At 29.4% G+C, this 25,404-nt stretch carries 21 protein-coding genes and 1 tRNA gene; 11 read left to right on the top strand and 11 right to left on the bottom strand.

All coding sequences use genetic code 11. The features are described from left to right. Nucleotides 1-645: 645 nt before the first annotated feature. Nucleotides 646-3,012, bottom strand: a complete 2,367-nt coding sequence (locus GUI12_03800) for a hypothetical protein (protein ID UAT43258.1) — start codon at nt 3,010-3,012, stop codon at nt 646-648. 841 nt (nt 3,013-3,853) lie between these two features. Between GUI12_03800 and GUI12_03795 the strand changes: the two genes are divergently transcribed. The 3 genes from GUI12_03795 to sucD all read left to right on the top strand — a co-directional run bounded on the left by GUI12_03795 (nt 3,854) and on the right by sucD (nt 7,857). Beyond that, complete coding sequence (locus tag GUI12_03795) at nt 3,854-5,638, top strand: ABC transporter ATP-binding protein (GenBank protein ID UAT43257.1); 1,785 nt, start codon at nt 3,854-3,856, stop codon at nt 5,636-5,638. Between the two features lie 163 nt (nt 5,639-5,801). Continuing rightward, entirely contained in the window at nt 5,802-6,983 is a 1,182-nt protein-coding gene (gene sucC, locus GUI12_03790; GenBank protein ID UAT43256.1) for an ADP-forming succinate--CoA ligase subunit beta, read from the top strand. A gap of 1 nt (nt 6,984) precedes the next feature. Further along, nucleotides 6,985-7,857: a succinate--CoA ligase subunit alpha gene (gene sucD / locus GUI12_03785; GenBank protein UAT43255.1), complete on the top strand. Its 873-nt coding sequence runs from the start codon at nt 6,985-6,987 to the stop codon at nt 7,855-7,857. Nucleotides 7,858-7,925: 68 nt separating this feature from the next. On the opposite strand, the gene GUI12_03780 is transcribed toward sucD, so the two are convergent. From GUI12_03780 to GUI12_03765, 4 genes are all read right to left on the bottom strand, one after another. Then, complete coding sequence (locus GUI12_03780) at nt 7,926-9,251, bottom strand: flavodoxin-dependent (E)-4-hydroxy-3-methylbut-2-enyl-diphosphate synthase (protein UAT43254.1); 1,326 nt, start codon at nt 9,249-9,251, stop codon at nt 7,926-7,928. A 70-nt stretch (nt 9,252-9,321) separates the two neighbouring features. Further along, a complete protein-coding gene (locus tag GUI12_03775) occupies nt 9,322-10,074 on the bottom strand; it encodes a hypothetical protein (GenBank protein UAT43253.1) in 753 nt (250 codons plus the stop codon). Nucleotides 10,075-10,081: 7 nt separating this feature from the next. Continuing rightward, the gene (locus tag GUI12_03770; GenBank protein UAT43252.1) at nt 10,082-10,660 is read right to left on the bottom strand and encodes a hypothetical protein; all 579 of its coding nucleotides are present in this window, start codon (nt 10,658-10,660) and stop codon (nt 10,082-10,084) included. A gap of 73 nt (nt 10,661-10,733) precedes the next feature. After that, nucleotides 10,734-11,102: a hypothetical protein gene (locus GUI12_03765; protein ID UAT43251.1), complete on the bottom strand. Its 369-nt coding sequence runs from the start codon at nt 11,100-11,102 to the stop codon at nt 10,734-10,736. Between the two features lie 272 nt (nt 11,103-11,374). Between GUI12_03765 and GUI12_03760 the strand changes: the two genes are divergently transcribed. Both GUI12_03760 and fmt read left to right on the top strand, forming a co-directional pair. Further along, a tRNA-Ile gene (locus GUI12_03760) sits at nt 11,375-11,451 on the top strand. A gap of 10 nt (nt 11,452-11,461) precedes the next feature. Further along, on the top strand, nt 11,462-12,391 hold the full coding sequence (fmt, locus tag GUI12_03755) for a methionyl-tRNA formyltransferase (GenBank protein ID UAT43250.1): 930 nt from the start codon (nt 11,462-11,464) through the stop codon (nt 12,389-12,391). 70 nt (nt 12,392-12,461) lie between these two features. On the opposite strand, the gene GUI12_03750 is transcribed toward fmt, so the two are convergent. From GUI12_03750 to motA, 4 genes are all read right to left on the bottom strand, one after another. Next, nucleotides 12,462-13,670, bottom strand: a complete 1,209-nt coding sequence (locus tag GUI12_03750) for a dicarboxylate/amino acid:cation symporter (GenBank protein UAT43249.1) — start codon at nt 13,668-13,670, stop codon at nt 12,462-12,464. A 65-nt stretch (nt 13,671-13,735) separates the two neighbouring features. After that, a complete protein-coding gene (locus tag GUI12_03745; GenBank protein ID UAT43248.1) occupies nt 13,736-14,926 on the bottom strand; it encodes a dicarboxylate/amino acid:cation symporter in 1,191 nt (396 codons plus the stop codon). Between the two features lie 92 nt (nt 14,927-15,018). Then, complete coding sequence (locus GUI12_03740) at nt 15,019-15,747, bottom strand: OmpA family protein (protein ID UAT43247.1); 729 nt, start codon at nt 15,745-15,747, stop codon at nt 15,019-15,021. An 8-nt stretch (nt 15,748-15,755) separates the two neighbouring features. Next, complete coding sequence (gene motA, locus GUI12_03735) at nt 15,756-16,604, bottom strand: flagellar motor stator protein MotA (GenBank protein ID UAT43246.1); 849 nt, start codon at nt 16,602-16,604, stop codon at nt 15,756-15,758. An 83-nt stretch (nt 16,605-16,687) separates the two neighbouring features. Between motA and GUI12_03730 the strand changes: the two genes are divergently transcribed. Both GUI12_03730 and pgsA read left to right on the top strand, forming a co-directional pair. Then, nucleotides 16,688-17,263, top strand: coding sequence for a 5-formyltetrahydrofolate cyclo-ligase (locus tag GUI12_03730; protein ID UAT43245.1), 576 nt, complete (start codon nt 16,688-16,690; stop codon nt 17,261-17,263). A 105-nt stretch (nt 17,264-17,368) separates the two neighbouring features. Beyond that, on the top strand, nt 17,369-17,938 hold the full coding sequence (pgsA, locus tag GUI12_03725) for a CDP-diacylglycerol--glycerol-3-phosphate 3-phosphatidyltransferase (GenBank protein UAT43244.1): 570 nt from the start codon (nt 17,369-17,371) through the stop codon (nt 17,936-17,938). Here pgsA and GUI12_03720 read toward each other — a convergent pair. Together GUI12_03720 and GUI12_03715 are read right to left on the bottom strand one after the other, a co-directional pair. Continuing rightward, complete coding sequence (locus tag GUI12_03720; protein ID UAT43243.1) at nt 17,930-19,195, bottom strand: MFS transporter; 1,266 nt, start codon at nt 19,193-19,195, stop codon at nt 17,930-17,932. The genes pgsA and GUI12_03720 overlap by 9 nt on opposite strands. A 189-nt stretch (nt 19,196-19,384) precedes the next feature. Further along, entirely contained in the window at nt 19,385-20,911 is a 1,527-nt protein-coding gene (locus GUI12_03715; GenBank protein ID UAT43242.1) for a YifB family Mg chelatase-like AAA ATPase, read from the bottom strand. Between the two features lie 150 nt (nt 20,912-21,061). Here GUI12_03715 and GUI12_03710 point away from each other — a divergent pair, with 150 nt between their 5' ends. From GUI12_03710 to GUI12_03695, 4 genes are all read left to right on the top strand, one after another. Beyond that, on the top strand, nt 21,062-22,153 hold the full coding sequence (locus GUI12_03710; protein ID UAT43241.1) for a phage major capsid protein: 1,092 nt from the start codon (nt 21,062-21,064) through the stop codon (nt 22,151-22,153). A gap of 192 nt (nt 22,154-22,345) precedes the next feature. Then, nucleotides 22,346-23,047, top strand: a complete 702-nt coding sequence (locus GUI12_03705) for an OmpA family protein (GenBank protein ID UAT43240.1) — start codon at nt 22,346-22,348, stop codon at nt 23,045-23,047. Nucleotides 23,048-23,244: 197 nt separating this feature from the next. After that, on the top strand, nt 23,245-23,919 hold the full coding sequence (locus tag GUI12_03700; GenBank protein ID UAT43239.1) for a tetratricopeptide repeat protein: 675 nt from the start codon (nt 23,245-23,247) through the stop codon (nt 23,917-23,919). Continuing rightward, nucleotides 23,916-25,400, top strand: a complete 1,485-nt coding sequence (locus GUI12_03695) for a 2,3-bisphosphoglycerate-independent phosphoglycerate mutase (protein UAT43238.1) — start codon at nt 23,916-23,918, stop codon at nt 25,398-25,400. Before GUI12_03700 ends, GUI12_03695 begins: the two co-directional genes overlap by 4 nt. The last annotated feature ends 4 nt before the right edge of the window (nt 25,401-25,404 follow it).

Below are 25,404 nucleotides of genomic sequence, written 5' to 3'. Positions count from 1 at the left end.
ATTTTAAAAATTCAAACAAGATTTCGTGATTATAAATCGTAGATTTTATAAAGTCAATTTATTCGTATTTTTGTACATTTTATGAAAAAATAATTGATATTATATACATTTTTCAGCCTAATATATTAGGCTAATTTCTATCCTGTCTATATCAATAAGTTGATATATTTTGATAAATATTTAGTAAATTTTAATGCTATAATAGATGCATATTCAGTCTTTAATAAGACTATATATCAGATTTTGTACAATTATACGATTTATCATTCTAATTAGAATTATCATAAATATCTGTAAGGGATTATAAACAATTTATTCAATTTTTATAAAGTAATGAAGTGTATGCAGAAGTAATAGTATTATTCACTATGAAAGATAATTTTTTAACTATACAAATTAATAATCATAAAAAAGGTATCGATATGTATCATATAAAAATTTTTGCATAAATTATTGCTGATGATTCCCTAATATCTGTCAAGATAATCAAATTTTTTTCTTAAAAACAATGTGCATATCAGTGTTTATGATGTTCACAAAAATGTTGATAGCACTTTGAATATTGTCAAAAAGAAGTAAATATTTAAGTTTATAAGAAGAGCGATTAAATACCACTCTTCTTTCTTTTGCGTCTAGTCTTAGATTCTATTTAGAACAGAATGCTTGTTCATTTGTAACAGAATTTACTGTAATATCAGTTATCACAGACAAAAATCTTTCGTTTCGATTAATACTGTCAACAGATTGCCTATTTTCTCTCATTATACGAACTTTAGGAATTGCACCCTGATTTTTGTAATCTTCTTTAGTTAATTTTTCATTTTTCGTTACATCAACATCTACGGACTTTTGTTCTTTTTTATTATTATAAGCAAGTTCTTCGTCTTTTTTTATTGTGTTTAGCGAATTATCTAATTCCTTTACTGTGCACATTTTCGCTAAGCCTTCACTTTTATGTATGGTGTGATTATTAAAAATTTGATGACAATGCACTAATTCTGGAACAGAACATTGCTTTAGCAATGTATCAACAAAAACTTTTCGCTCTTGTGTTTCTTCTTTTACTTCATCGACTAATTTTAGCTGATGAATGTTGGAATATCCTGATTTTTGCTGAGCTTGCTGAACGCTTTCTTCCACCTCTTTAGCTAGTAAATTTTCACTGATTAATCTTTCTGAAATTAAGTTTTTGTGTTGCGCTTCTTCCATCATTTCTTGTTCTTTATGTGTTTCTGCAAAATGAGCTGTTCTCTTTATTTTAGCTTCTGCAGCTCTTCTTGTATAAGTAGTGGTGAAAGCAATATTATTATTATTTTGAATATGAGCACGTAAGGCAGAAATTCTTGCTTTAACAAAATCTGGATAGTTGTTTTTTAATAGATCTTCATATGCTAAATTACTCCCTAATTGATCAGTAGATGTTTGATCTACTTTCTTTTTACCCAGTGAAAATAGTTGCATTAATGTATCTTTTATTGTGGAAAATATCTGTTGAATGAACATCCAAGGTGCAGAAAATTTCTGTTTAAATAATGTCCAAGGTTCTATAGGTCTAAGTGCTTCACGCAAGTGCTTTTGAACAGGATTAAATTGTTTTACACATTGTGCTATGCCATGCACATACTCTCCTTTATATTCTTCAACATTAATCTCTTTCCCATTTTCGAAGTCTTTCAATATTTTTTTTAGTGCTATATTTTCTTCTTTATAGAACTCTAATCTTTTTTCAAAGAGATCATTTAGACCTGGATAGATAAACTGGCTATTGAATTGAAGTCTCGTAGTATAGTTATCACAAGATTTACGAGATGCTAACAATACTAGCTCTATCACTAGAGCTACCCAATCTGTCGCTATTCTATATAATTCTCTCCATCCTGTTGGCCTGATATTAAAAAATGAGGTTTTTATGTCTGTTATAGCATATTTCACACAATAATTTTCATGTAAGGTAATGTATCTTCGTAGTGATTTTATAAAACTATTTCGATAATTTTCATAAATTTTCTGCACATTGAAGTCAATATCAGATTGTGATAGGTTTGACTTATTGCTTATGTCATTGCCGTTTAATGAGAGTTTTTTTCGTGGCTTCTCTTCTTGTATTAATATCTCGTTTTCACAAATCTTGACGAGATCATCATTATCCTTCTGGTCCAACATAGCAAAGTCTTCATAGGTATTAAGATGGTTATCAATTTCTTTCTCTATGTCTTTATGTGCTTTATACTCTTGTTGAGCTTTTTTAATTTTTTCATCTTTCTTTTTTTGAAAAGATTCTTTTTCTTCTTTAAAATGCCTCATTATTTTGTGTTTTAAAAGGTCATTAGCTTCTTTAATAGAAGAAGGATTATTAGAATCTAATTCTTCTATTACAGTTGCCATTCTTTTAATAGATACTGATGTAAGAGTTAAAAAAGCATTATGTTCCTGACAAAATATATCATCTGTTACCCTTTCCAAATCTTCAATTATTGACATTACCTGAGAGAGTATGTCTTGATTGTAAATATTCTCCTGCTCTACATTACCTAAAGGTACGTAAGCAAAACATGAATGCATATTCAATTCATATATTATTTTATGCTTTCCAAAATTATTGCAATGAACATTTAAGACTAAATCATCTATTATTGGAAGTATTATTTGTAATTTATTTAATAATGATTGTGCTGTTTCTAATGTTTTTTTCTTCTCTGGACTGATATTTGGGTTTTTATCTGGGTGATATCGTAAGGATAATTTCTTAATTTCTCTCAACTGTTTATTGAAATATTCTTTATATTTTTGTTTGCTTATTTCACCTTTGGAAAATCTATTCAGTTCAATTCCTAAATTTTTCAACAGATCAGGATACTCTAATTTTTCTAGCACTTGTGATAAATTCATATTGTTGTTGAATTCGGATGAATCATTCGTTAGATCATGGTGCTGTCTATCAGATACCCTTAGGGATAAAATTTGATTTTTAACATGATCCTCAGTATTTAAATTTTGTCTTCTAGAGAACATTTTAACCTCCCATAAATATTTTTTTGTCTTTTAAATAATGTGATATATTTTTTTATAAATCCTCTTATATGAAAAGTAATGATAGATCAGAAAAAATCTATATTTCTTTGTCTTTTTTTTAATCTGGATTTATTAAATTTGTTGTATATAAAAGTTAAAAATATTCTCTGAATATAACATTAATAGCGCTAGTAAACAGAAGATTATTTAACATTTTTTTCTATATAAACTTTCATCTTATATGTAAATAATACAACTATTATCTTAATTAGTTAACCAATAAATTATTTTTATTTATTTTATAGAAGTAAAATGTTAATTATTTTATGTAAAATCAAAAAAAATATAATTTATGAGATAAAACGTTATTATATTTCTGATATTTATCTCTTTGAAACGATTCATTATTAAAGTGCTGTTGACATTATTTAATAATAAATCAGATGAGACATCATCATGTTATAAAATAATCACCACTATTAGTAGTCATAATATGATGTACATTACAATTGTTGTAAAAGCTTTTTTAAAAAATTTATCTTTATGCTGAAATTTCATTCTGAAACATACTATCAATAAACAAAACTCTTACTAGAATTATTATTTTTAACGGTTGTTTGATAAAAAATTTTCATTACGTTCCTTAAAAGATTAAAAATATAATTTAAATTTTTAAATTGATTTGTTTATAAACATTTAATATCAATTATTTGATACATTATAAATTTGCATTTCTGGATTATTTTGGAAACAATTCTGATTACTACTTTTAAAGATATAAGCTGTATTATCTGTTTGCTTAGCCTTTAAAATATGTAATTTACTTTTAAATACAAAATCTATGACGAAAAAAAATATGAAGCATCTAAAATCTTTCTTTAAAGATTATGTCTATAGATATAAATGGTATTTTATATCTTCGATAATGTTGATTATTATGTCTGGTATTGTAATGGTTAGCATAGGTCACTTTCTAGAGATAATGGTTGATTATGTTACGGAAAATGATTTCTATACTGTCTTCAAAAAATATGCAGCCTTAATAATGTTTTTTATTGCATGTTTTTCTACGATAGTTTTTTTTCGAATCTATTTGCTTAGTATAGGGGCAGGTAAGCTTTTTAATGATCTCAGAAGATCACTTTATCAAAAATTAGTTGAAAGTCCTGCTGATTTCATCAGTAAAAATAAGTCATCAGAAATGTCTAATATATTTGCTGGAGATGTAACAGTGCTTTATAACATCATAGTTTATGATACGCCTTCTTTTTTGAGACAAATATTTGTTGCATTTGGTTCAATTTCAATGATGCTATACAGCAATTTTTTACTTACCGTTACAACTTTTTTTGTTATTCCTATTTTGCTTTTTATTGTTTTATTTATAGCTAAAACAATGCGTAATAAATCTCAAAAATATTTTGCTACTTGTGCAGAAATGAATGACTATTTTAATGAAACAATGTACTGCATAAAAATAATTAAATCTTTTAATAGAGTGGAGAATGCGCACGATAAATTATTGCAATTAATTGAGAACTCTTTTGCACAATTTAGAATATATACCTTTTACCGTTCAATACTAGTTTTTATAATTATATTAACATTGCTTTCTCTTATCCTATTCGTTTTATGGAAAGGAATTACATTAGTTTCTTCAGATGTTATTACTCCTGGAAGGTTGCTATCTTTTATATCTTACGCTGTTCTTACTGCAACTTCATTAGGTGATATCGGCAGTAGATATTCTAGAATACAACAGTTTAGTGTAATATTAGAAAAAATATATAATATCTTTTTTTATACTCCACAGAATAGAGAATATCATCTTAAAGAGCATAAATTAAAATATGATTTGACCAAAGATTTTCAAAACCTAACAGTAAAAAATCTTTGCTTTAGTTACCATGGGAATCTTAAAGATAAATCAAAAGATGAAACTATATTATCTGATGTAAGCTTTGAAATTAATAAAGGTGAATCATTGGCAATAGTTGGACACAGTGGTGCTGGAAAAAGTACAATATTTGATGTCTTATTGCGGTTTTTAAGAGAAGATTCTGGAGAAATAGTAATAAACAATAAGATAAATTTTACTGATTTAGATGTGTATAATATACGTTCTTTGTTTACTTGGGTTCCTCAAGAAATGTATTTATTTTCTACAGATATTCTATCCAACATATTATTTTTTCAAGATTCTCTTTCTAAAGAAGAATTAATAAATAAGTTAAAGGAATATAATATAGATCGTTATTTTTTTGATAAAACAGGATATATCAATAAATCTGTTGGTGAAAAGGGTACTAATTTGTCTCAGGGGCAAAAACAATTGATATCTATTGCTCGAGCTATTTTAAATCAAGGGGCGCCAATAATTCTATTAGACGAATTTACATCATCGCTAGATGTAGATACCGAGACTAGTATACAGAGCATATTACATGATAATAAATTAACAAAGATTATTATCGCACATAGATTATCCACAACAGCAAAAGTAGATAAAATACTAGTGTTGAAGAATGGTAGAGTTGTTGAATATGGCCTTAGAAAGGATTTATTGTCAAATAAAAAGTCAGAATATTATAGAATGATGAAGCAATTAGATCATGGCATGAATTAGTGTTAAATCATAAAACACATTGGATTGTCTATTTGCAAATTTTATACTGTTGATATATTATTCTTTTGTTTAATAGCCAGATTTTCCTGCTTTTTTATTCATTCTATATAATGCGCATTGAGTCTCTGGTTTATATGATTTAGTGGTTTATTTGGAAAAAAATATGAATATACATGAATATCAAGCCAAAAAAATTATGGCTGATTATAATATAGCAGTTCCTGAAAATCTATTAGTGGCTCTCTCTAAAAAGGATGTAGAGGGTGCTGAAAGTATTTTAAATAAGTCTGGTAGCAATTTATTTGTTGTGAAAGCTCAAATTCATGCCGGCGGGAGAGGTAAAGCTGGCGGAGTAAAAGTTGTCAAAGAAGTTTCTGAAGCTGTTTCTGCTGCACGTGAGATGATGGAGAAGAATTTGGTTACTCATCAAACAGGCTCAAAGGGCCAATTAGTTAGAAGAATATACATAGAAAAAGGCGCACAAATAAAGAAAGAATATTATTTAAGCGCTGTTATTAATCGTAATACTTACTCTGTTTCTTTTATTGCTTCTGCTGAAGGTGGAATGGATATTGAAGAAGTTGCAGCAAAAAATCCAGAAAAAATCATTAAGGTTAATATCGATGCAACAACAGGGTTTTATCCTTGTTACGCCCGTAAACTTGGTTTTGGAATAGGGCTAAATAAAGAACAAGTAAATAAATTTGTTCCAGTTGTAGAAAAGATATATAAAATCATGCAAGAAAAAGATTGTACTCAAGTTGAGATTAATCCTTTGATTTTGGATGATGATGATAATTTCGTTGCTTTAGATGGTAAGATAAATTTTGATGATAATGCTTTATATCGTCACACTGATATTGTCGAATTAAGAGATTTAGATGAAGAAGAAGCACAAGAAATTGAAGCTTCTAAATTTGGCTTGAATTATATCAAAATGGAAGGTGAAATAGGCTGTATGGTTAATGGTGCAGGCCTTGCTATGGCTACTATGGATATTATTAAATATCATGGTTTGGAAGCAGCAAATTTCTTGGATGTTGGTGGCGGGGCTTCTCAAGAAGCTGTCGAAAATGCGTTCAGAATTATTATTTCAGATAAAAATGTTAAAGGTATATTGGTCAATATATTTGGTGGTATTATGAAGTGTGACATAATTGCTCAAGGTATAGTGGCAGCAGCTAAAAATCTTGCGCTTGATATTCCAGTCGTAGTTCGTTTGGTTGGAACAAATTATGATAAGGGACTACAGATATTAAATGACTCTGGATTGAAAATATCTGTAGCTGGAGATTTAGATGAAGCTTCAAGAGCCATAGTTAGATTAGTAAAAGAGGTTAAATAATATGTCTGTACTGGTAAATAAAGAAACAAGAGTTATATGCCAAGGTTTTACAGGAAAAAATGGGACTTTTCACTCGCAACAAGCAATGGAATATGGCACTAAAATGGTAGGAGGAGTGACTCCTGGAAAAGGCGGTAGTGAACATCTAGGATTGCCAGTCTTTAATACTGTTAATGAAGCAAAAATATCTACTAATGCTAATGCAACTGTTATATATGTTCCTGCGCCTTTTGCAGCAGATGCAATTATTGAAGCTATTGAATCTGAAATAGAGTTAATAGTCTGTATTACTGAAGGAATCCCTGTCTATGATATGATTAAAGTGAAAAAGTGCCTTCTAGGCTCTAAATCTATTTTAATTGGACCAAATTGCCCAGGTGTTATTACACCTGGTGAATGTAAAATAGGAATAATGCCTGGTTATATACATACCAAAGGTAAGGTAGGAATAGTATCTAGATCAGGTACCTTAACTTATGAAGCAGTTAACCAAACTACAGAAGTAGGGCTTGGCCAATCTACTTGCATAGGAATAGGGGGAGACCCAGTACATGGTCTTGATTTTATCGATTGTGTTGAAATGTTCTTACATGATAATGATACAGAAGGGATCGTTGTAATAGGAGAAATAGGAGGAGAAGCAGAAGAAAAAATGGCTGAATATGTACGTTCTCATCGTATTAAAAAGCCTATGGTTGGCTTTATAGCTGGGATGACAGCGCCTCCAGGTAAAAGAATGGGACATGCTGGAGCTATAGTTTCTGGGGGAGTTGGTTCCGCAGATAGTAAGGTTAAAAGTATGCGTGCTGCAGGAATACATATTGCTGAAACTCCTGCTAAAATAGGTCAGAAGATATTTGAGATAATTTCATAGCTTTTTTATTTAAATAAAGGTAGATTTTCTATAAATAAGAATTCTACCTTTATTTTTAATAAGAGATTTTACGCAATCGTTTTTTCGTATTCTTGTTCTAAAAATTCTTCTATTATATCAAAGAATTGCTGCTCTATTTCTGTAACAGCTGTGCCTTTTAGTGTCTTATAGTATTTTGATTTTATATAAACCGCCACAGTCGGTTTCTCTTTGTAACCAGGCATCGAAATACCAATATCAGCGTGTTTACTTTCACCAGGACCGTTTACTATACAACCCATTACAGCGATCTTTAATTTGTTTATCCCAATATATTTTTTTGACCATTCTCCAAGATTTTTATTGACATATTTTTGCACTGATTCTGTTAAAATTTGAAAATCTGTACTATTTGTTCTTCCACATCCAGGGCATGAAGTGATTTTAGGTACAAAAAATCTCTTCTCCATGGATTGTAGAACTTCTTTACACACTTTTACCTCTTCTGTTCTATCGTAGTATGAAGATGGCGTGAGTGATGCTCTGATAGTTTCTCCTATTCCTTGTGATAATACTTGTGACAGAGCAACACTAGTTCGTACTATTGCTGTTGTTCCCATCCCAGATTCAGTGAGACCAAGATGTTGTACATAATTAAATTTTTCTCCAATTATTTTTGTTACCTTTATGAGGTCATTTACATCACTTAATTTACAAGATACTACTATTTTATTTTTATTTAATCCTATATTCTCTGCGGCTTGAGCGTTTTTAATTACACAATAAACCAGAACTTTAAGTAATATATCTTTTGTTACCTTTCCTTTACAATTTTTTATTTCAGATATTGTATCTAACAAATCAGCATCTATGCTTCCCCAATTTACACCAATTCTTATTGGCATATCATTTTGTGCAGCAAAAGACACTATATCTTCAAAATTTTTATCTCTTTTGTTAGAAAAACCTACATTACCAGGATTAATCCTTAGTTTATCCAATAATTTGATTTCATCAGGATACTTCTTTACCAAACCATGTAGCTCAAATTGACCACAACCTATGATTGGTAAATCTGCTAAATCGTTTTTAGCCAATATATCTTTTAAATAAGGTAAAGATTTTGCAACATTTTCAGAATTCAGAGCTATTCTGACCATCTCTGAACCTGCATTTGCTAATTTTATACATTCTTTGGCTTCATCTTCCGCGATTTTTTTTGGATCATTATTATCAGTCCTCAAACCAGAAGTCATACTTTGCACAGCAACTGGATTATTACCACCAATTGTAATTTTGCCAATTTTTACCTCTGGTTTTACGATGTTTTGACGCTGTATAATATACTTTTCAGTATTTAAGTTAAAAACATCTTCAAAGAGTGGATCAATAATTATTGCAGATTTTGATACCATAATTTAGAATAAAAAATATAAAACGCTTCTATTCTAAACATCTAACGATATGAAAACAAGAGTTTTTATCCTAAAAAATTGATGAACATTCCTTTTTTATAGTTTTAGATATTTGTTTATTGCTCATCAACAATATGTTTTTTTCTAGACTAAAAATACCATCACTTACTTCTAGTAATTTATTTATTGCATCATAAATTACCTTATTTTTCTCGTATTGAGCAGCAGTTACCGTACGCAATACACATTCACACCTTCCTGATAATAGCATTGATAATTCAAAACCTAGAGAATTGATAACCATTTTGGATACCTTTTTTTCTATCAAAGTATTAGGAATACTGTCAAATATTTTGGAAGACTGATCACATATTATCACAAAATTATTACTGCTTGTTCTACATAATATTTGTTTTTTTTTGCCATAATTATCCATTACATAACAATTCTCACTATCATTTGATGAATAGCATATAGCTTTTTGCAATAAAGGAGTATATAAAACAATAGTATCTATTATCTCGTTTACTGTAGTTACCATTATACTGGAAAAAAATGGAATAGAGGCAAGAAAATTATCAGTACTATCTACAGGGATAAAAGAGCATTTTATCTTTGAATCCTCTAAATCATCTATAATATATCTCTTTCTAACTAAATAGGATAAAGCATTTTGTTGAGCTTTCTTTATACTATTGGATAAAAATCTGGACGCGTTTGCACTATTCTTGATGTTTTGTATTTCATAAAAATCTCTCATCACGAGCCTTGAAGCGATATATACAGATTCTCTAATTAAATCTATTTTATTTACAGCAGACATATTAACTTTAACTCTTTACTCTTTCTATATATGATAAATCGGAAGTGTTAATCAGTATTTTATCTCCTATAGATATAAATTGTGGCACATTTATCTTAATATTTTGTGTTATAACGGCAGGTTTATAAGACGCTTTGGCAGTTTGTCCTTTTATATATTTTGCTGTATCTTGTACTGTTACTGTCATAGTTTGCGGTAAGGATACAGATAATATTTCTGAATTGTGCATTTTAACTGTTATGTTCCCTATATCATTAGATAAAAGTTCTATTTCTTCTCCCAAACAACTAGTTGGAATTTCAAGTGTATTGCACTCATCATCCATGACGTGAATATTATCTTTATCATGAAACATATATTGTACAATTTTTTCCTCAATATATAAACGTGTTACCTTCTTATTGGTTGTCGTAGAGTAAGGAAATTTTGCTCCTGTTTTTATGTTTCTAAATTCAATAGAAATATTCGCAAGCCCCCTTGCTTTTTTCACAGGAGAGTGTTTCTTTATTACTATCATAGGGTCAGTCTTACCATCAATAAAGACTATGTTACCCTCTCTTAGATCTATAACGTGAATCTGTTCCATAAAATAATGTAAAATAAATTTTTGTATAACAATTTAATCGAAATTATTGTGGTATTGCATTTAACATGATTTATTATCCCAGCTTAAGGTCAACGTAAGATAGTTCATCAGCAAAAACTCCACTCTTTTTAAGGTTATTTATAAAAAATGTCTTTTCGCTATTTATTTTTCTTATATCAGACATCTTAGAATTATAGTATTTCACCGTTTTAATATTGCCCTTTTTATCAAAAGATAGTCTAACTGTTCTGCTATCATATTTTCTTGTTAATTTTAAATGTGCATTATAAGCTGTTATCCCTATATAAAAAAAATCTCCATCGACAACCACTGTTGGGGGCCCTATACGCTTCAATATTTCTTCTTTATCTACTTTTTTTTCTTTTATTAAATTGAGATCAACTTTATCTATGTAATTACCATGCAGATACTCTTTTTGCATCCTAATCTCAGAATAAGAAGATTCGCACAAAAAGGTGCAACACAAAACAAAAAAAGTAATGACAAGAAACAGTCTTTGCACAGATTAAACAAAAGAACAAACCCACATCACATTATATAATGGGATAACACGATTTTTCAATAATTATTTTATTTTTGCAAAAAGCATTCACAATAATGTTTTGTACGGTGATTGATGATTATTTAATGTTTTTTTTTGAATTATTATATGATAGAATTACTCATATTTAGGATCTTTAGTAACCCTGATATGGGGTGATAGCTCAGTTGGTTAGAGCATCCCGCTCATAACGGGACGGTCGTAGGTTCAATTCCTATTCACCCCACCATTTTCGTTATATGTTAAAAATAGCTTTTTTAGGATCACCCAGATTTGCAGTTGAACAGCTTAAGTTCTTATTGAATCTTAGTTATTGTAACATTGTATCTGTTTATACTAAACCTCCTAAACCTTCTGGTAGAGGCATGTCTGTCCATAATACTCAAGTTCATGAATTCGCATTGAAGCATAAATTAAGTATTTTTACCCCTGAAAAATTATCAAATATTGATTTTTCCGTATATGATATTGCTCTTGTCAGCGCTTATGGAATTATTATTCCCTCTAACGTACTTGAGAAGCCAAAATATGGTTTTATTAATGTACATCCTTCGCTTTTACCCAAATTTCGTGGAGCATCTCCAATAGAAAGTGCTATCTTAAATGGAGACGAAGAAACAGGAGTTACCATTATTAAATTAGATTCCGGATTGGATTCCGGTAATATTATTTTACAAGAAAAATGTAATATAGAAGATGAAGATAATACCATTACTTTATCTACAAAATTATGCAAAATTACCAATAATTTGCTTGTCAAATTTTTTCAAGGTTTAATCCAAAAAGGGCAATTTAATTCTGTTCCTCAAAATACTTATCTAGCTACTTACTGTTCTAAATTAGAAAAAAATCAGCTATTTTATGCTTCTTTATTAGATCCAGAATCATTAAAAAGGCAAATCAAAGCTTTACTCTCAATAAGAGTGGAATTAAATGACGGCTCTATCTATAAGATTTATGAGATATTTGGTATCCAAGAATTTGATAACTTAAATACAGAACTATTAGGAAAATTCGTTTTGATCAATAAAAAATATGCCATAGTCGTTAAGGGCGGGTTTGTTTATCCTAAAATAATACAGATTGCGGGTAAGAGAAAAATGACAATCGAAGAATTTATTGTAGGGTACAAAACAAAAAATAAAATAAAAGAGTTAAACGAAATATAAAATCTCAGAAGAGCAGGGCATAAATTACATTAAAATGTACTTATAATTTTATAAATTGTGTGTGCAAAATTTATTTATTGCCTTTTGAAGTGTTCATATTTTTTGCAGATTTATTCTTATTTCTACGGAAGATAAATATTTTGTGATATATCTTATCTACTAAAGCTACATAATATCCATTAGCCATCACATTAGCAGCAGTATTGATGAAGTCAAGTAACATGTATATTGTTGTAAATAAGGATGTCATTTCCTTTGTAAAGCCAAAATTTGCTTCTAAAATTGGAGATACTATAAAAGCTCCACCGCCAGGTATAGCTACCCCCATAAATCTTGATAGCGCTATATATAAATTAAGTAACAAAAAGTAACTTAATTTCATAAGAGAGCCATCATTATACATGGAATATATATATATCAGAAATATATTTACTAAAAAGCAATCTCCTATAAGGTGGAAATTTACACTAGGTGGTGTTACTGCATCAACTATTTCTGCATCTTTATTGCCCATAAGATTTTTTATAGCCTTAAGTAAAAAAGGCATTGCTACATTACTTGAAACCGTGGTTATCGCAACCATCAAAGCAGGAGATATTTCTTTTAATGATCTAATAAATAATTTTCTTCTATATACAAAAAAATATGCTGTCAGTATAAATGCTGACATGGTGATAAGATACATAATGAAAACTAAAGAGAGATTCTTCATTAAGATAAAAAGTACTTGATCATGTACTATTTTTAAAGCAAAACCGTATACGAAAAAAGGTACCATTGGTATAATCATTTTGTTCAGCAGATAGTGTATGGTTATATCTAATTTACTTCTGATGTAATCAATCTGCTTGGGAATGAAAATTGAAATAATAAACGTCAAAATGATTGCTGCAAAAAGCGCAGTTATAGCAGAAAATATCTGTTCTATTCCAGTTTGAAAAGCTGGATCTAATGCATTAATTCCACTTAAACTTAAATTGCCTGCTGTATTAGAAATTGAAGTTGCAAATATTCCAATTGGATACACTACTAAACCTGTTGTATAGGTTGAAATAAATGTTGTTGATAGCATTAAAAAAACTAAATTGAATGCATTCTTTCCCAATTTTAGAAAAGCATTAAGGACACACAAAAGTATTATAAAAGGTAAAACAAACAATATGATGTCTTTTATTGCAAGACTAAAAGCTAAGATATAGCTCTTAATAAGATTTGATGCAAAATGATTAACTACGAAAATTGATAAAAATAAGATAATAAAAGTTAATTTCTTCTTCATAAAAATTTCTAAAAAATATATAACAGCAATTAATAAGATATGGCATAAATTTGAGAAATCAAAATTTATGCCTTACTACAGCACTCTTCTTCAATTTTCTTGTTACTTTGCTGTTTGTTCCAGCCTAATTTATCAGATATTCTACATATTACGGTTGTTATAGCTCCGTTTGCATAAACATTCGCTGAAGTGGAAACAAAATCAAACATTAAATATATTGTTATTATCAAAGAGCTCATCGGTTCTGTAAAGCCAAACTTAGATTTTAGCGTACCAACCAAAACAAAAATTGATCCTCCTGGTATAGATACCACAGCAAATTTTGCTATTACTAGATATATAGCCATTATAAAATACTCGTTATAAGAGTATGAAACTCCAGTATATGAATAAATTATACTAAGAGCCAAAATAGGAATCGAAAATGCATCACCAATTAAATGAAAATTTATTGATATAGGTATTGTTGCTTGTATCAATCCATTTTTTCCAATAATTTTTTGTAAAGATTTTATAATATTTGGCATAGCTAAGCTACTAGACATTGTGACCATACCAATTGTGACCGGCATTACCATTTCTTTAATAGCAATAAAAAATTTTTTCCCTCTGAATAAAATGATATACCATACAGTTATATAGCCATATGCAAACAACAAAATGATAAAAAATGTATTGGAATAAATACTTAAAATTTCCAGCAATGTCCCATCACTTATTATTTTTATGATTAGACCAGATATTAAAAATGGTAAAAGAGGTAGTATTATATAGTTTATTAGAATACCAGACGAACGTTTTGCTATATATTGGATATAGTCTACTTTATGCGGTAAAAAAGATTTAATCAACAAATTCATCGCTAAAGAAAACACTATTGCAGTGATTGGTGACACAAATTGTTTAATATTAAAAAATTGTCTCACATTAAGATCAGTGACTGATAAATTGACGGATTTTGTAGTCTCTATATAACTATTAAACAAATTATATACTACAAAAGAAAAATTAGTTGCGATAAAATTCGAACAAAATATCAAAAATAGTGTAAATATCAACATCTTAACGCTACTATCTTTCATTCCAAGTATAGAATCTGACATTAAAGTAACGATAAGAAAAGGCAACAAAGCCAAAATCAAATCTTTAGATAACATGCTAAACGAAACACAAAAACTCTTGGTTTCAATATCAGAATACAATCCTATCAATACCGATAAGATAAGTATCAGAGATATTATCAATTTCTTCACCATATCTTATGGAAACACCCAATCAAATAGAAATTTTAACATTTAATTTATTTTATAGCAATATACAAAAAAATTAACTATAAAAGCATATTTAATTAATTATCTTTAGTTGGAATGCTTATAATTATTTCTATTCTTCTGTTGCTTATATCTTGAATATTGGTATCTTTTTTAGGGTTTATATCTGAATGACCTGATACTGTGGTGATGGTATTTTCTTTTATTCCATAGGTTATCAAAAGGTTTCTTACATTTATTGCTCTGTTGACTGATAATTGCCATGACCCAGGAGCTGTGTTTTTTGCTTCTCCAAAACTATTATATGAACTAACTGCCATAGGATATGAAATCTGATATAGTACCTTTGCCATATAATTTATTGATTTTTTAGCACTTTCAGTTAAATCAGCGCTAGAATTAGGGAATAATAACTTCCCATTTGAGCTTTCTAAAGATATCACTATGTCATTGTCTCTTTTAAAAATTGTTAATATATTATCTATACTTGCAATTTGTAATTGAGTTTGTAATATGGATAATATCCTACTTTGTTCAGAAATTTTTCCTGCATCTTGTTGATTAAGCTTCGATGACGTTGCAGCGCTAAATTTTTTTGTTTCAAATTCTTCAGAGCCAAAATAATCTTTCAATTCTGCTATTACATCGGGTGAAAGAGTTGCTAGTAACCACATTAATAGAAAAAATACCATCATTGCAGTTACAAAATCTGCATAAGCAACTTTCCAGTTGCCTCCATGAGCACCGCTAACTTTTTTCTTGTATATTTTCTTAATTATGATTGGTCTCTCGCTGTTATCAGGCATTTGAAATCCTATGAATATAATTTATCTTCTATGGTTTTAAAATCAGGACGAATCCTTTCTGGAAGAGATTTTCTCGCTATTTCAACAGATATCACAGGGGATTTGCCTTGCATGTGTGATACTATAGCGTTCTTTATGCATTCCATATAAAATAGCTCATCTCGAACAATTTTATGTAAATAATTAGAAACTGGACCAACAAAACAGTACGCTAATAGTACTCCTAAAAATGTTCCAACTAATGCACCAGCTATCAATTTTCCTAGAACTGCTGGTGGTTGATCAATATTTGCCATAGTTTTTATTACGCCAAGAACTGCTGCAACAATCCCAATTGCTGGCAAACCATCTGCCATATTATGCAGTGCTGAACCATAATTCTCATGTTCATTTTCAACAGTTTCTATTTCAACATGCATTATATCTTCTATACAAGAATATTCTTCAACACCCATTGTGAGTATTCTTAGATAATCACATAAAAAATTGATCAGATGTTTATTTTTGCTAACTAGTTTATATTCATTAAATAAAGTGCTTGAAGATGGATCATCTATATCTTTTTCTAAGACATTAATATTCTGTACTTTGATTGTTTTTAATATATTGAACAACAATACCAAAAGCTCTGTATAATACTTTTTATTGTATTTTTCACTTTTAAATAGCAATTTTAGCTCTGAAAATACGTGTTTGATTATATAAGGAGGATTACCTATGATGAATGCTCCAATTGCTGCTCCAAAGATTATTCCAAATTCTCCTGGTTGCATAAGAGCTTTTAAATTACCGCCAATTAATGCAAATGTTCCAAAAACAGTCACACAAGTAAATATCACTCCTATTATAAAATTCATTGTATTATATTTTATGAATACTATGAATAATAATTTAATGCCTTTATACTACATTTTACTTATCTTATGTTGCGTTATTTCTCATGATGTGCACAGTCAAAAAAATTTTAAGAGGAAAATTTCGTCAAATGAGAAAATCAATATCAAATAGAAATTATTATGCACAGAAGTTAAAAGAAAATTTTATACAGAATATACAGCTTAAAAATACTAATATAATAGGAGGATATAAGCCTTTTGACGGAGAGATTGATATATTCCCTCTTTTAGAATTTTTAGCTACAGAAAAAAAATTACAAATTGCCTTTCCAAAAATTATTGATAAAAATAACATGGGTTTTTATATGCAAAATTTATCTGATGATTTTATAAAAGATAAAAATTTGAATTGTTATAACCCATCTAACGATAGAATTATGATTATTCCAGATGTACTTTTTGTCCCTTTAGTTAGTTTTAATGAAAATTGTCATAGATTAGGAATGGGCAAAGGATATTATGATAAATTTATCAATTTTACTTATCAAACAAAGAGTATTTTAACTATTGGCTTTGCATATTCTATTCAAAAATGTGAGAATATCCCATTAGAAGATCATGACCAAATTTTAGATTATGTTATCACAGAAGATTGCATTTATAAGAATATGGGCCATTGATTTATTGAAATGTTTTACATTTTTAATTTTTTTGTATCTATAGATGTATTTGTATTTTTACAGATCTTTTAAATGCTTATCTATTTTCAATTTTTTAAGAGTTTTATGAAGATAATACCTAATTTTTTAACTACCATAAGACTTTTTTCTATAGTGGTGATAATTATCATTAGCTACTTTGCTTCTGCTGAAAATATTGCATGGTATGTTCTATTAGTATTTACTTTTGCCTCATTGACAGATTTTTTTGATGGCTATATTGCTAGATTTTTTAATGTTCAATCTGATTTTGGAAAATTATTTGATCCTATAGCAGATAAAGTTTTAACATCTGTGATGTTTTTACTTTTTATATCAAACGGCATAATAAATGGTATAGATGTTTTGGCTGTAATGTTGATATTTGTTAGAGAGCTTATGGTCACTGGATTGCGAGAATTTGCTAATAATAAAAAAATTGACATAACTGTATCTTTTTTAGGTAAGATAAAGACTTTTATGCAGTTTATGTTGATTGTTGTGATTTTGCTCAGTGGCGCAAAATTTATTCCAGATATATTTAACCAGACGTTACTGTGGATAGTATCCATTATTACAGTAACATCCGGTTTTAATTACTATTATCGATTTTATAATAAAAATCTTCATGATAGCAAAAATTGCGAATTATCGTGAACTGTTTTCACGATATTCTTTAATGGATAAAAATATCATGCACAATACTCCAATTGCTAATCCATAGAATATTATACTTAGAGAATCTATGATTTTATCACTTGTAATCAATACAAATTTTTCCATTGGATCTTTTGCTGATATCACATAGCCTATTGTTGTGTGAAATAAATATCCAAAGATCATCATTATCATGTTCGCTGTTGAAGTAGTTAATCCTGAAATCTCTTTTGGTGATATTTCTGTGACCTTATGTACAACTAGAGTTTGATAAGCACATGAAATGCCCAATATTAAATTAACAACAAGCAAAACTCTTATTGAAATATCAGAATATAGTATCAATGCAAAAGTTATTACCATTGCTATTGCACAAAGCAATGTAAGTTTCATGCAATTTTTTGGAAATTTTGATACTACATAACCCATTATCAGTGATCCAAATATAAATCCCCCAAATAAATAAGCATTAGCAAGAGAATAACAAGATTGCTGGTCTATACCGTATCTGAGCTTATATAATGTATTAGCCCAAGCATCTGCAAAACCTTCTAAAGGACCGATTAAAAAACCTCCTATAGCCGGAAAGATAATTAACATTGGATATTTAAATAGCGTCTTGAATTCTTGTACAATACCATGCTGTTTAGCATTACCCGTAATTGTATTAGGAGTAGTAAAAATTGCTAATATACCCAAAAGAAGACCTACTATAAGCAATATATTAATTGAATCCACATAGCCAAATTTTTGTATAATTTCAATCATAGGACCAGAAGAATATGCAGCGCCACTTAACCCTACAAATAAACTGAAGCCTAAAAAGAGAGCAAATTGTCTTTTAGGGAATGTCATAATAATTATCTGAAATATGCCAATAGGAGCACTTGCTGAACCCATTCCAGTTATAAATCTACCTATTAAAGTCCATATAAAAGAATTTGAATATATCAATGTTGCAGTCCCTATAACTGTTGAAAATATACCAAAAGTCAATACTTTTCTTATTCCGATTTTATCGTATAATAGACCCAATGGAATATGCATAGCAGTGTAACTTATATAATATATACCGACAATCTGCCCATACATTTTGCCATCTATCATCAATTTTTCCATTAGAATGTCTGTCATACTACTTGGCAGAACCCTAGTAAAATATTGATAACAGAAGAACAAGCTTATTATAATCCAAGCTAATATATTTTTCCTATCGTATAGACCATTGTTTTGATTCTCAGAATCATTACCTCCCATTTTCCACCTCCGTCATTTTGACCATATACTGAGAGAATTATTTTTTAGTAACAGAAAGATTATTTTTTGATATTATGAAGTACCTGAATCTCATTGCAGAATCTTTCTATATGTGCACTGTAACAAAAGCACACAACACTAACGTCTGCACAGAGCGGACATCAATAGTACTAAAATAAATATATTTTTTCAAGACTTATCAGAAAAGATAAAAGCCTCTTTTAGGTGATTTTGGGTGACATTATTTGATTCTTCTACATCTGCAATAGTCCTAGCTAATTTTAATATCTTATGATATTGCCTCACGGATAATTCATATTTCTTATAAATTTTTTCCATGAAATCTTGGGATTTCTTATCTATGACGATTACATCATTTATTGCACTTGCTGATATATCGGCGTTGTAATTAATATTATCAAAATTTTTAAAACGTGACTTTTGAATATCACGTGCTTTTTTTACCTTTTCTTTTATTTCATCAGAAGATACATCTGATTCATCTTCTTTTGCAAATATATCTATACTGCTTGTTCTGATCTTTATATCAATTCTATCTAATAATGGGCCAGAAATTTTCCTTGTATATTCTTCGCCACACGTAGGATATTTTTTACATCTATTTTTAGAAGAATAAAAATATCCACATTTACAAGGATTCATCGCACTAATCAATAAAAAATTAGCAGGATAGCATATTTTACGATCTGCTCGTGAAACCAAAATTCTTTTTGTTTCTAAAGGCTGTCTTAAACCATCTAATAGACTAATAGGGAATTCAGCTAATTCATCAAGAAATAATATTCCATTATGCGCTAATGTTATTTCGCCTATTTGTGAATGCTTACAGCCACCCAATAATGCTATCTTTGAACTAGAAGTATGAGGCTCTCTAAATGGAGAAGAGCAGGTGATATATTTTTTCGCAGTATTTCCATATATAATACTTCTTATCATATTTATTTCACATATTTCTTGCTCTGTTAATTTTGGCATTATGGATAATATACTTTTTGCCAACATAGATTTTCCCGTTCCTGGCGGCCCATACATTAGCATATGATGGTTTCCGCTAGCGCTTATCATTAGTGCTCTTTTTGCTAATCTATTGCCTTTTATATCTTCTAATGGAATGCTGCTTTGTATATTGATATTGCAATCATTTTTTATGTTGTATGCACTATGATTGTTTATATCTAAGTATTTTTTATTTTCATTATTCAGTACATTGATAAGTTCTTCTAAATTTGGAACAGTTATTGCCTTATTATTTTGAGTAAAAATTATTTCTTCATTATTTTGCACTGAACAAATGATTCCTATATTAAGCTTTTTCGCATACGATGATGCAGGTATTAAACCATTTGTTGCTAAGATATCCCCATTTAAAGATATTTCTCCCATAAATATATAATCATTTATAGGGTTTTTAATTATTTGTGTTGCTTTCAGTATTGCAACTGCAATAGGTAAATCATAATGATTTCCTTCTTTTAATATATCAACTGGTGACAAATTTACAGTTATGCGTTTGTTAGGTAACGGATATCCTATATATTTTAATGCTGAGCGAATGCGCTCTTTTGATTCAGATATTACCTTATTAGGCATTCCAACTAGATTAAATGATGGTAATCCATTAGCTACCAGCACCTGCACATTAATAGATGTTGCTTCTATCCCTTCAAATGCAACTGTATGACTTTCTGCAAACATATCCCCTATAAATTAATATTACTATCTTCCCTGAGTATATTTTATTAATTTATACAGAAAAAAAACATACATAATTTACTTATCGTACAAAATTTGCTTACTAGCTTCGTTGATAATGAATAATATATTAATTTTTATTATAAATAAAACATGACTATTGAAATTATAAGTGAAAATATTACCAAAATTACTAATGATTTAAATAATATACAAGATACACTTCAATCTTTTGATTGCACTATAGCAAAAAATGAAAGTAGATTAAGTGCTTTGGAAAATGTTCATTCTAGGCCCTTACTTAACGATTGTTGGTCTTTAGAAGGGAAAAAATCTGTTTTTTATCGCTCTTTGAGTAAATTTATACTAAAGAGAGGCAATAATGATAATTTTAAAGATAGTTTATCTGAAGGAGAAGATTGCAAACATTTACAGAATTGCCTGGATACTATCTTTCAGGAAAAATCAGCTTTGAGATCTTTGTGCTCTGTTGATAAAGTATCAAGTTCTTCTGTTACTTATGTTCATTATGGAGATATTGATTCAACGGTTAATTGGGGAAACAATATTATTGATACACCAGGGGCATTGATAGAAGAAAAAATTGATGTATGTAACGTCCATGCACAGACAGTACTTAGCAATTCTTTAATTGATGATATTAATTTTAATGTTGAAGAATGGGTAGATAATCAGATTATAGCAGCCTTATTAAGAGCTGAAGATCAAGCATTTATCTCTGGAGATGGAAACAATAAACCTTCTGGAATGTTGCTTGCTGCAAATGCTGATAACACTAAGCCAATAACATTGGCTGCAGATACAACACTTACTGTTGATGATTTGCTAGATTTTTATTATAGCTTGCCTTTAAAATATGTTGATTCAAATATTGCATTTATAATGCATCGTACTGTGTTGCAAAATTTACGTTCATTGAAAGAGGATTGTACTAATAGTTATATATGGTCTCCAACTGGGTTTAATGGAGAACAAGAAACTTTGTTTGGTATTCCTGTTTTTGAAATCTATGGTATGCCAGAATGGGACAATACTGAAGAAAAGCCAGTAATAATTTTAGGTAATTTTAAACAGGCTTATAAAATAGTTGATTTGCTAGAATTTGATATTATGAAAGATCAATATAGCAACAAGCCAAATACAATCTTTTATGCTACTTCAAGAGTAGGAGGGGCTGTGTTAAATAGTGAAGCGTTAAGATTTTTGACAATAAAAAGAGTATAATAATTTAATAACACTAAATATTTTATATATTTTTATATCTTCTTAAGATGTATATCTTTTTTTTTAAAAATTTATTAACTTAGAATCTTCATTGAGGTTTTATAATAATAGGATACGTCATAGTCTCTTGACTTATTATATCAAACCAAATAATCTTTTATGTGATATTGTTGATTCATTAGGTTTAATGTTGTGTTTAGTAGTAAAAAGAATATAAGAACAGCGCTTGCTACATGCGTTTTTGGTTTGGCATTGGCTGGATGTCCAGGTGATAGTTCTGTAATGGAAGATCAAGATATAGAGAATTCTGCATGGCAAGAAGATTGGGCGAATGTTTGTCCTAGCCCTGTTGAAATTCAGGAAGCTATTGATTCTATGTCTGAGGAGAATTGGTTTATTGTCCACTTTAAATTTGACCAATCCGCATTATTTTTGGAAAGCCAGGATTTATTGGATAGTGTAGCTGACTGTATGTCTGACTTCATAATATACAAGGTACAAAATGGACAGTCTTTAGATAACGTAAAATTCCTTGTTGAAGGTCACTGTGATGTAAGAGGTAGCGCTGAATATAATATTGGATTAGGTGGTAGACGTTCTAATAGCACTATTACTTATTTGACTCTTGCTGTTGAAAAATATTTGAGAGACAAAGTGAAAGATTCTTCTTATTCAAGTCAGTACGAAGATATTCTTGATAAGGGTTTCATAAATAGCTTATTTTGTGTCAGTAGTAAAGGTTCTTCAGAATTGATTGCTGATGGTACAGATGAAATGTCTCATGCTCTTAATAGAAGAAGTCAGATGTATGTTGTAAATTCTTGTTCTGCAGGAATGAATTCATCTATTTCTATAGAAGACGATGAAGACGATGAAGATGGTGATTTGATCTAAGTTAGAATCCTTTGATGTGTTTGTTTTAAAATAACAACAAACACGGAGAAAAATGAAAGTTAAAATTGTCTTAAGATAGTGATTAATGTTTAGCATCTTAATTTATTTTGTGATATACTAGTTGCTTTATATAATTGAGGGGGTCTTTTAATAATAATTAATTGATGGACCCTCTTTTTTTGTTTAAACATTTTGTTATGAGACAAGTAGTTTTCTTTTCTTCTTTTCTTTTCTTTTTTTTTCTTTTTTCTGAGCTTTTTGCTTTTTCTGATGCTTATATCACTGATTTGGAAGAAAATCTGAGATTTTTATATGGGCGCGTTGAAGAATTGGAAAAGAAGGTTGATTTACTTATTGAGTATTCGGGAGATATAGGATATTCAAAGTATGACGATGAATATTCCTTTCAGAAGGAATCTATAACACCGAGTGCTGCATCTAATGAAATAAAAGATGTCAAGGTAACCAACCAAGAGAGAGAAGATTATCAAGCAGCTTTTAATATGTTGAGATTGGGTGATAACTTAGGTGCTGAAAAAGCTTTTGTAGAATTTACGAAAACGTATCCTGATAGTGATCTGATAGGTAACGCTTTTTTTTGGCTGGGAGAGTTATATTATTCTTCCAATAAAGATTATAACAAGTCCTCTAAATATTTTTTGAAAGCATATAAAAATTCTGTTACACCTTCTAAGAAACATGCTAGTTTATACAAATTGGCAATTTCTCTTAACGAAGTAGGAAATAGTAAACAGGCTTGTAGGGTAATTGAAAAGCTTTTGAAAGAGTATAAGGGAGATATGAGTACTCTTTTGCAGCGTGATGCAGAAAGATATATTAGTAAAATAGAAAATTGCGATATTAGTGTATGACAAATAATAAGATCATACTTTGTGTTTTGGATGGTTGGGGGCATTCTACTGAACAAAAATTTAATGCTATAAATGCTGCTCAGCCTAAATTTTTTAATTCTTTATGTGCGGAACATCCGTTTTCTCTTTTAGATGCATCTGGATTGAGTGTGGGTTTGCCTGAAAATCAGATGGGAAATTCTGAAATAGGCCATACTACAATAGGAGCAGGAACTTCTTTAATATGCGATTTATTACGTATAAATGATGGCTTAAAAGATAATTCAGTGCTTTTGCAGATAACTAATTTTGTTCAAAGACATAAGGGTAATATACATCTGATAGGTTTATTATCTGACGGAGGAGTACATTCTCACGTTAATCATATTGAAAATGTATATTATGGCCTCGTAGATAAATTTGGTGATAGAATTTGTGTCCATGCTATAACAGATGGCAGAGACACTATGGAAAAATGTGCAAAGAATCATTTTAAAGAAGGTATTAATTATTCTACTATTTCTGGTCGATATTATGCGATGGATCGTGATAAACGTTGGGATAGAATATCTGCAGCTTATGATGCTATTTTATTTGCAAAGGGTAAGAGATATGAAAATTACCTTACTTGTTTAGATTATAATTACTCTGTTGATAAAACTGATGAATTTATAGAGCCTTCGATAATATCTGATTATACAGGTGTTGATTCTGGTGATTGTATTATTTTTTTGAACTTTCGTTCAGATCGTATGAAGCAAATAGTATCAGAAATTATGAATTATTCGAAGCATTGTATGCCAAAGATAAGCAACTTACATTGCATGAGTTTAGTTAATTATTCTGAGAATTTTGCTATACCAGTGATTGTTAATGATGTTCAGATAAAAGATTCTCTTGGTGCAGTAATTGAAAGGAATTCCATGTCTCAATTACGGATTGCTGAAACTGAAAAATATGCTCACGTTACTTATTTTTTTAGTTGTAAGCGAGAGAAAAAATTTTCTAAGGAAAAGAGGGTATTAATTGATTCTCCTAAAATTGCTACTTATGATCAGAAACCAGAAATGTCTGCTTATGAGATGACAGATAGGCTTTGTGCTACCATTACCAATGATGATTTTAATTTTATATTGATAAATTATGCTAATGCTGATATGGTCGGTCATACCGGTTCTTTTGAGGCTACTGTGGATGCTGTTCGTGCTATTGATAATTGCTTAGAGAAATTTGTTCCTTTGGCATTATCAAAGGGTTATTCCATTTGTATCACAGCAGATCATGGTAATGCTGAATCAATGTTTGATACATCTTCTCAGTCTATTATCAAAACTCACACTCTTAATCCAGTTCCTTTTATTTTTGTATCTGAAGAGCCTGAGTTTGATAATATCTCCCTGAAAAAATCGGGAGCACTCTACGATATTGCTCCAACAATCTTAGATTTTTATGGAATAGAAAAACCAGCAATTATGACTGGTCAGTCTTTATTTATAAAATAGAAGA

The sequence above is a fragment of the Anaplasmataceae bacterium AB001_6 genome, assembly GCA_020002265.1.
Classification (GTDB): Bacteria; Pseudomonadota; Alphaproteobacteria; order Rickettsiales; family Anaplasmataceae; genus AB001-6.
Note: the sequence above shows the minus strand (reverse complement) of the source record. Positions and strands in the feature narration are given on the sequence as shown.

Coding starts and splice junctions, on each gene's coding strand:
- GUI12_03770 (UAT43252.1), bottom strand. CDS start 10,660: ATGGAACAGATTCACGTTATAGATCTAAGAGAGGGTAACATAGTCTTT.
- GUI12_03795 (UAT43257.1), top strand. CDS start 3,854: ATGACGAAAAAAAATATGAAGCATCTAAAATCTTTCTTTAAAGATTAT.
- GUI12_03695 (UAT43238.1), top strand. CDS start 23,916: ATGACAAATAATAAGATCATACTTTGTGTTTTGGATGGTTGGGGGCAT.
- GUI12_03720 (UAT43243.1), bottom strand. CDS start 19,195: ATGGGAGGTAATGATTCTGAGAATCAAAACAATGGTCTATACGATAGG.
- GUI12_03765 (UAT43251.1), bottom strand. CDS start 11,102: ATGCAAAAAGAGTATCTGCATGGTAATTACATAGATAAAGTTGATCTC.
- GUI12_03780 (UAT43254.1), bottom strand. CDS start 9,251: ATGGTATCAAAATCTGCAATAATTATTGATCCACTCTTTGAAGATGTT.
- sucC (UAT43256.1), top strand. CDS start 5,802: ATGAATATACATGAATATCAAGCCAAAAAAATTATGGCTGATTATAAT.
- sucD (UAT43255.1), top strand. CDS start 6,985: ATGTCTGTACTGGTAAATAAAGAAACAAGAGTTATATGCCAAGGTTTT.
- GUI12_03775 (UAT43253.1), bottom strand. CDS start 10,074: ATGTCTGCTGTAAATAAAATAGATTTAATTAGAGAATCTGTATATATC.
- GUI12_03710 (UAT43241.1), top strand. CDS start 21,062: ATGACTATTGAAATTATAAGTGAAAATATTACCAAAATTACTAATGAT.
- GUI12_03745 (UAT43248.1), bottom strand. CDS start 14,926: ATGGTGAAGAAATTGATAATATCTCTGATACTTATCTTATCGGTATTG.
- GUI12_03750 (UAT43249.1), bottom strand. CDS start 13,670: ATGAAGAAGAAATTAACTTTTATTATCTTATTTTTATCAATTTTCGTA.
- GUI12_03715 (UAT43242.1), bottom strand. CDS start 20,911: ATGTTTGCAGAAAGTCATACAGTTGCATTTGAAGGGATAGAAGCAACA.
- GUI12_03730 (UAT43245.1), top strand. CDS start 16,688: ATGATGTGCACAGTCAAAAAAATTTTAAGAGGAAAATTTCGTCAAATG.
- GUI12_03700 (UAT43239.1), top strand. CDS start 23,245: ATGAGACAAGTAGTTTTCTTTTCTTCTTTTCTTTTCTTTTTTTTTCTT.
- pgsA (UAT43244.1), top strand. CDS start 17,369: ATGAAGATAATACCTAATTTTTTAACTACCATAAGACTTTTTTCTATA.
- GUI12_03740 (UAT43247.1), bottom strand. CDS start 15,747: ATGCCTGATAACAGCGAGAGACCAATCATAATTAAGAAAATATACAAG.
- motA (UAT43246.1), bottom strand. CDS start 16,604: ATGAATTTTATAATAGGAGTGATATTTACTTGTGTGACTGTTTTTGGA.
- GUI12_03800 (UAT43258.1), bottom strand. CDS start 3,012: ATGTTCTCTAGAAGACAAAATTTAAATACTGAGGATCATGTTAAAAAT.
- fmt (UAT43250.1), top strand. CDS start 11,462: ATGTTAAAAATAGCTTTTTTAGGATCACCCAGATTTGCAGTTGAACAG.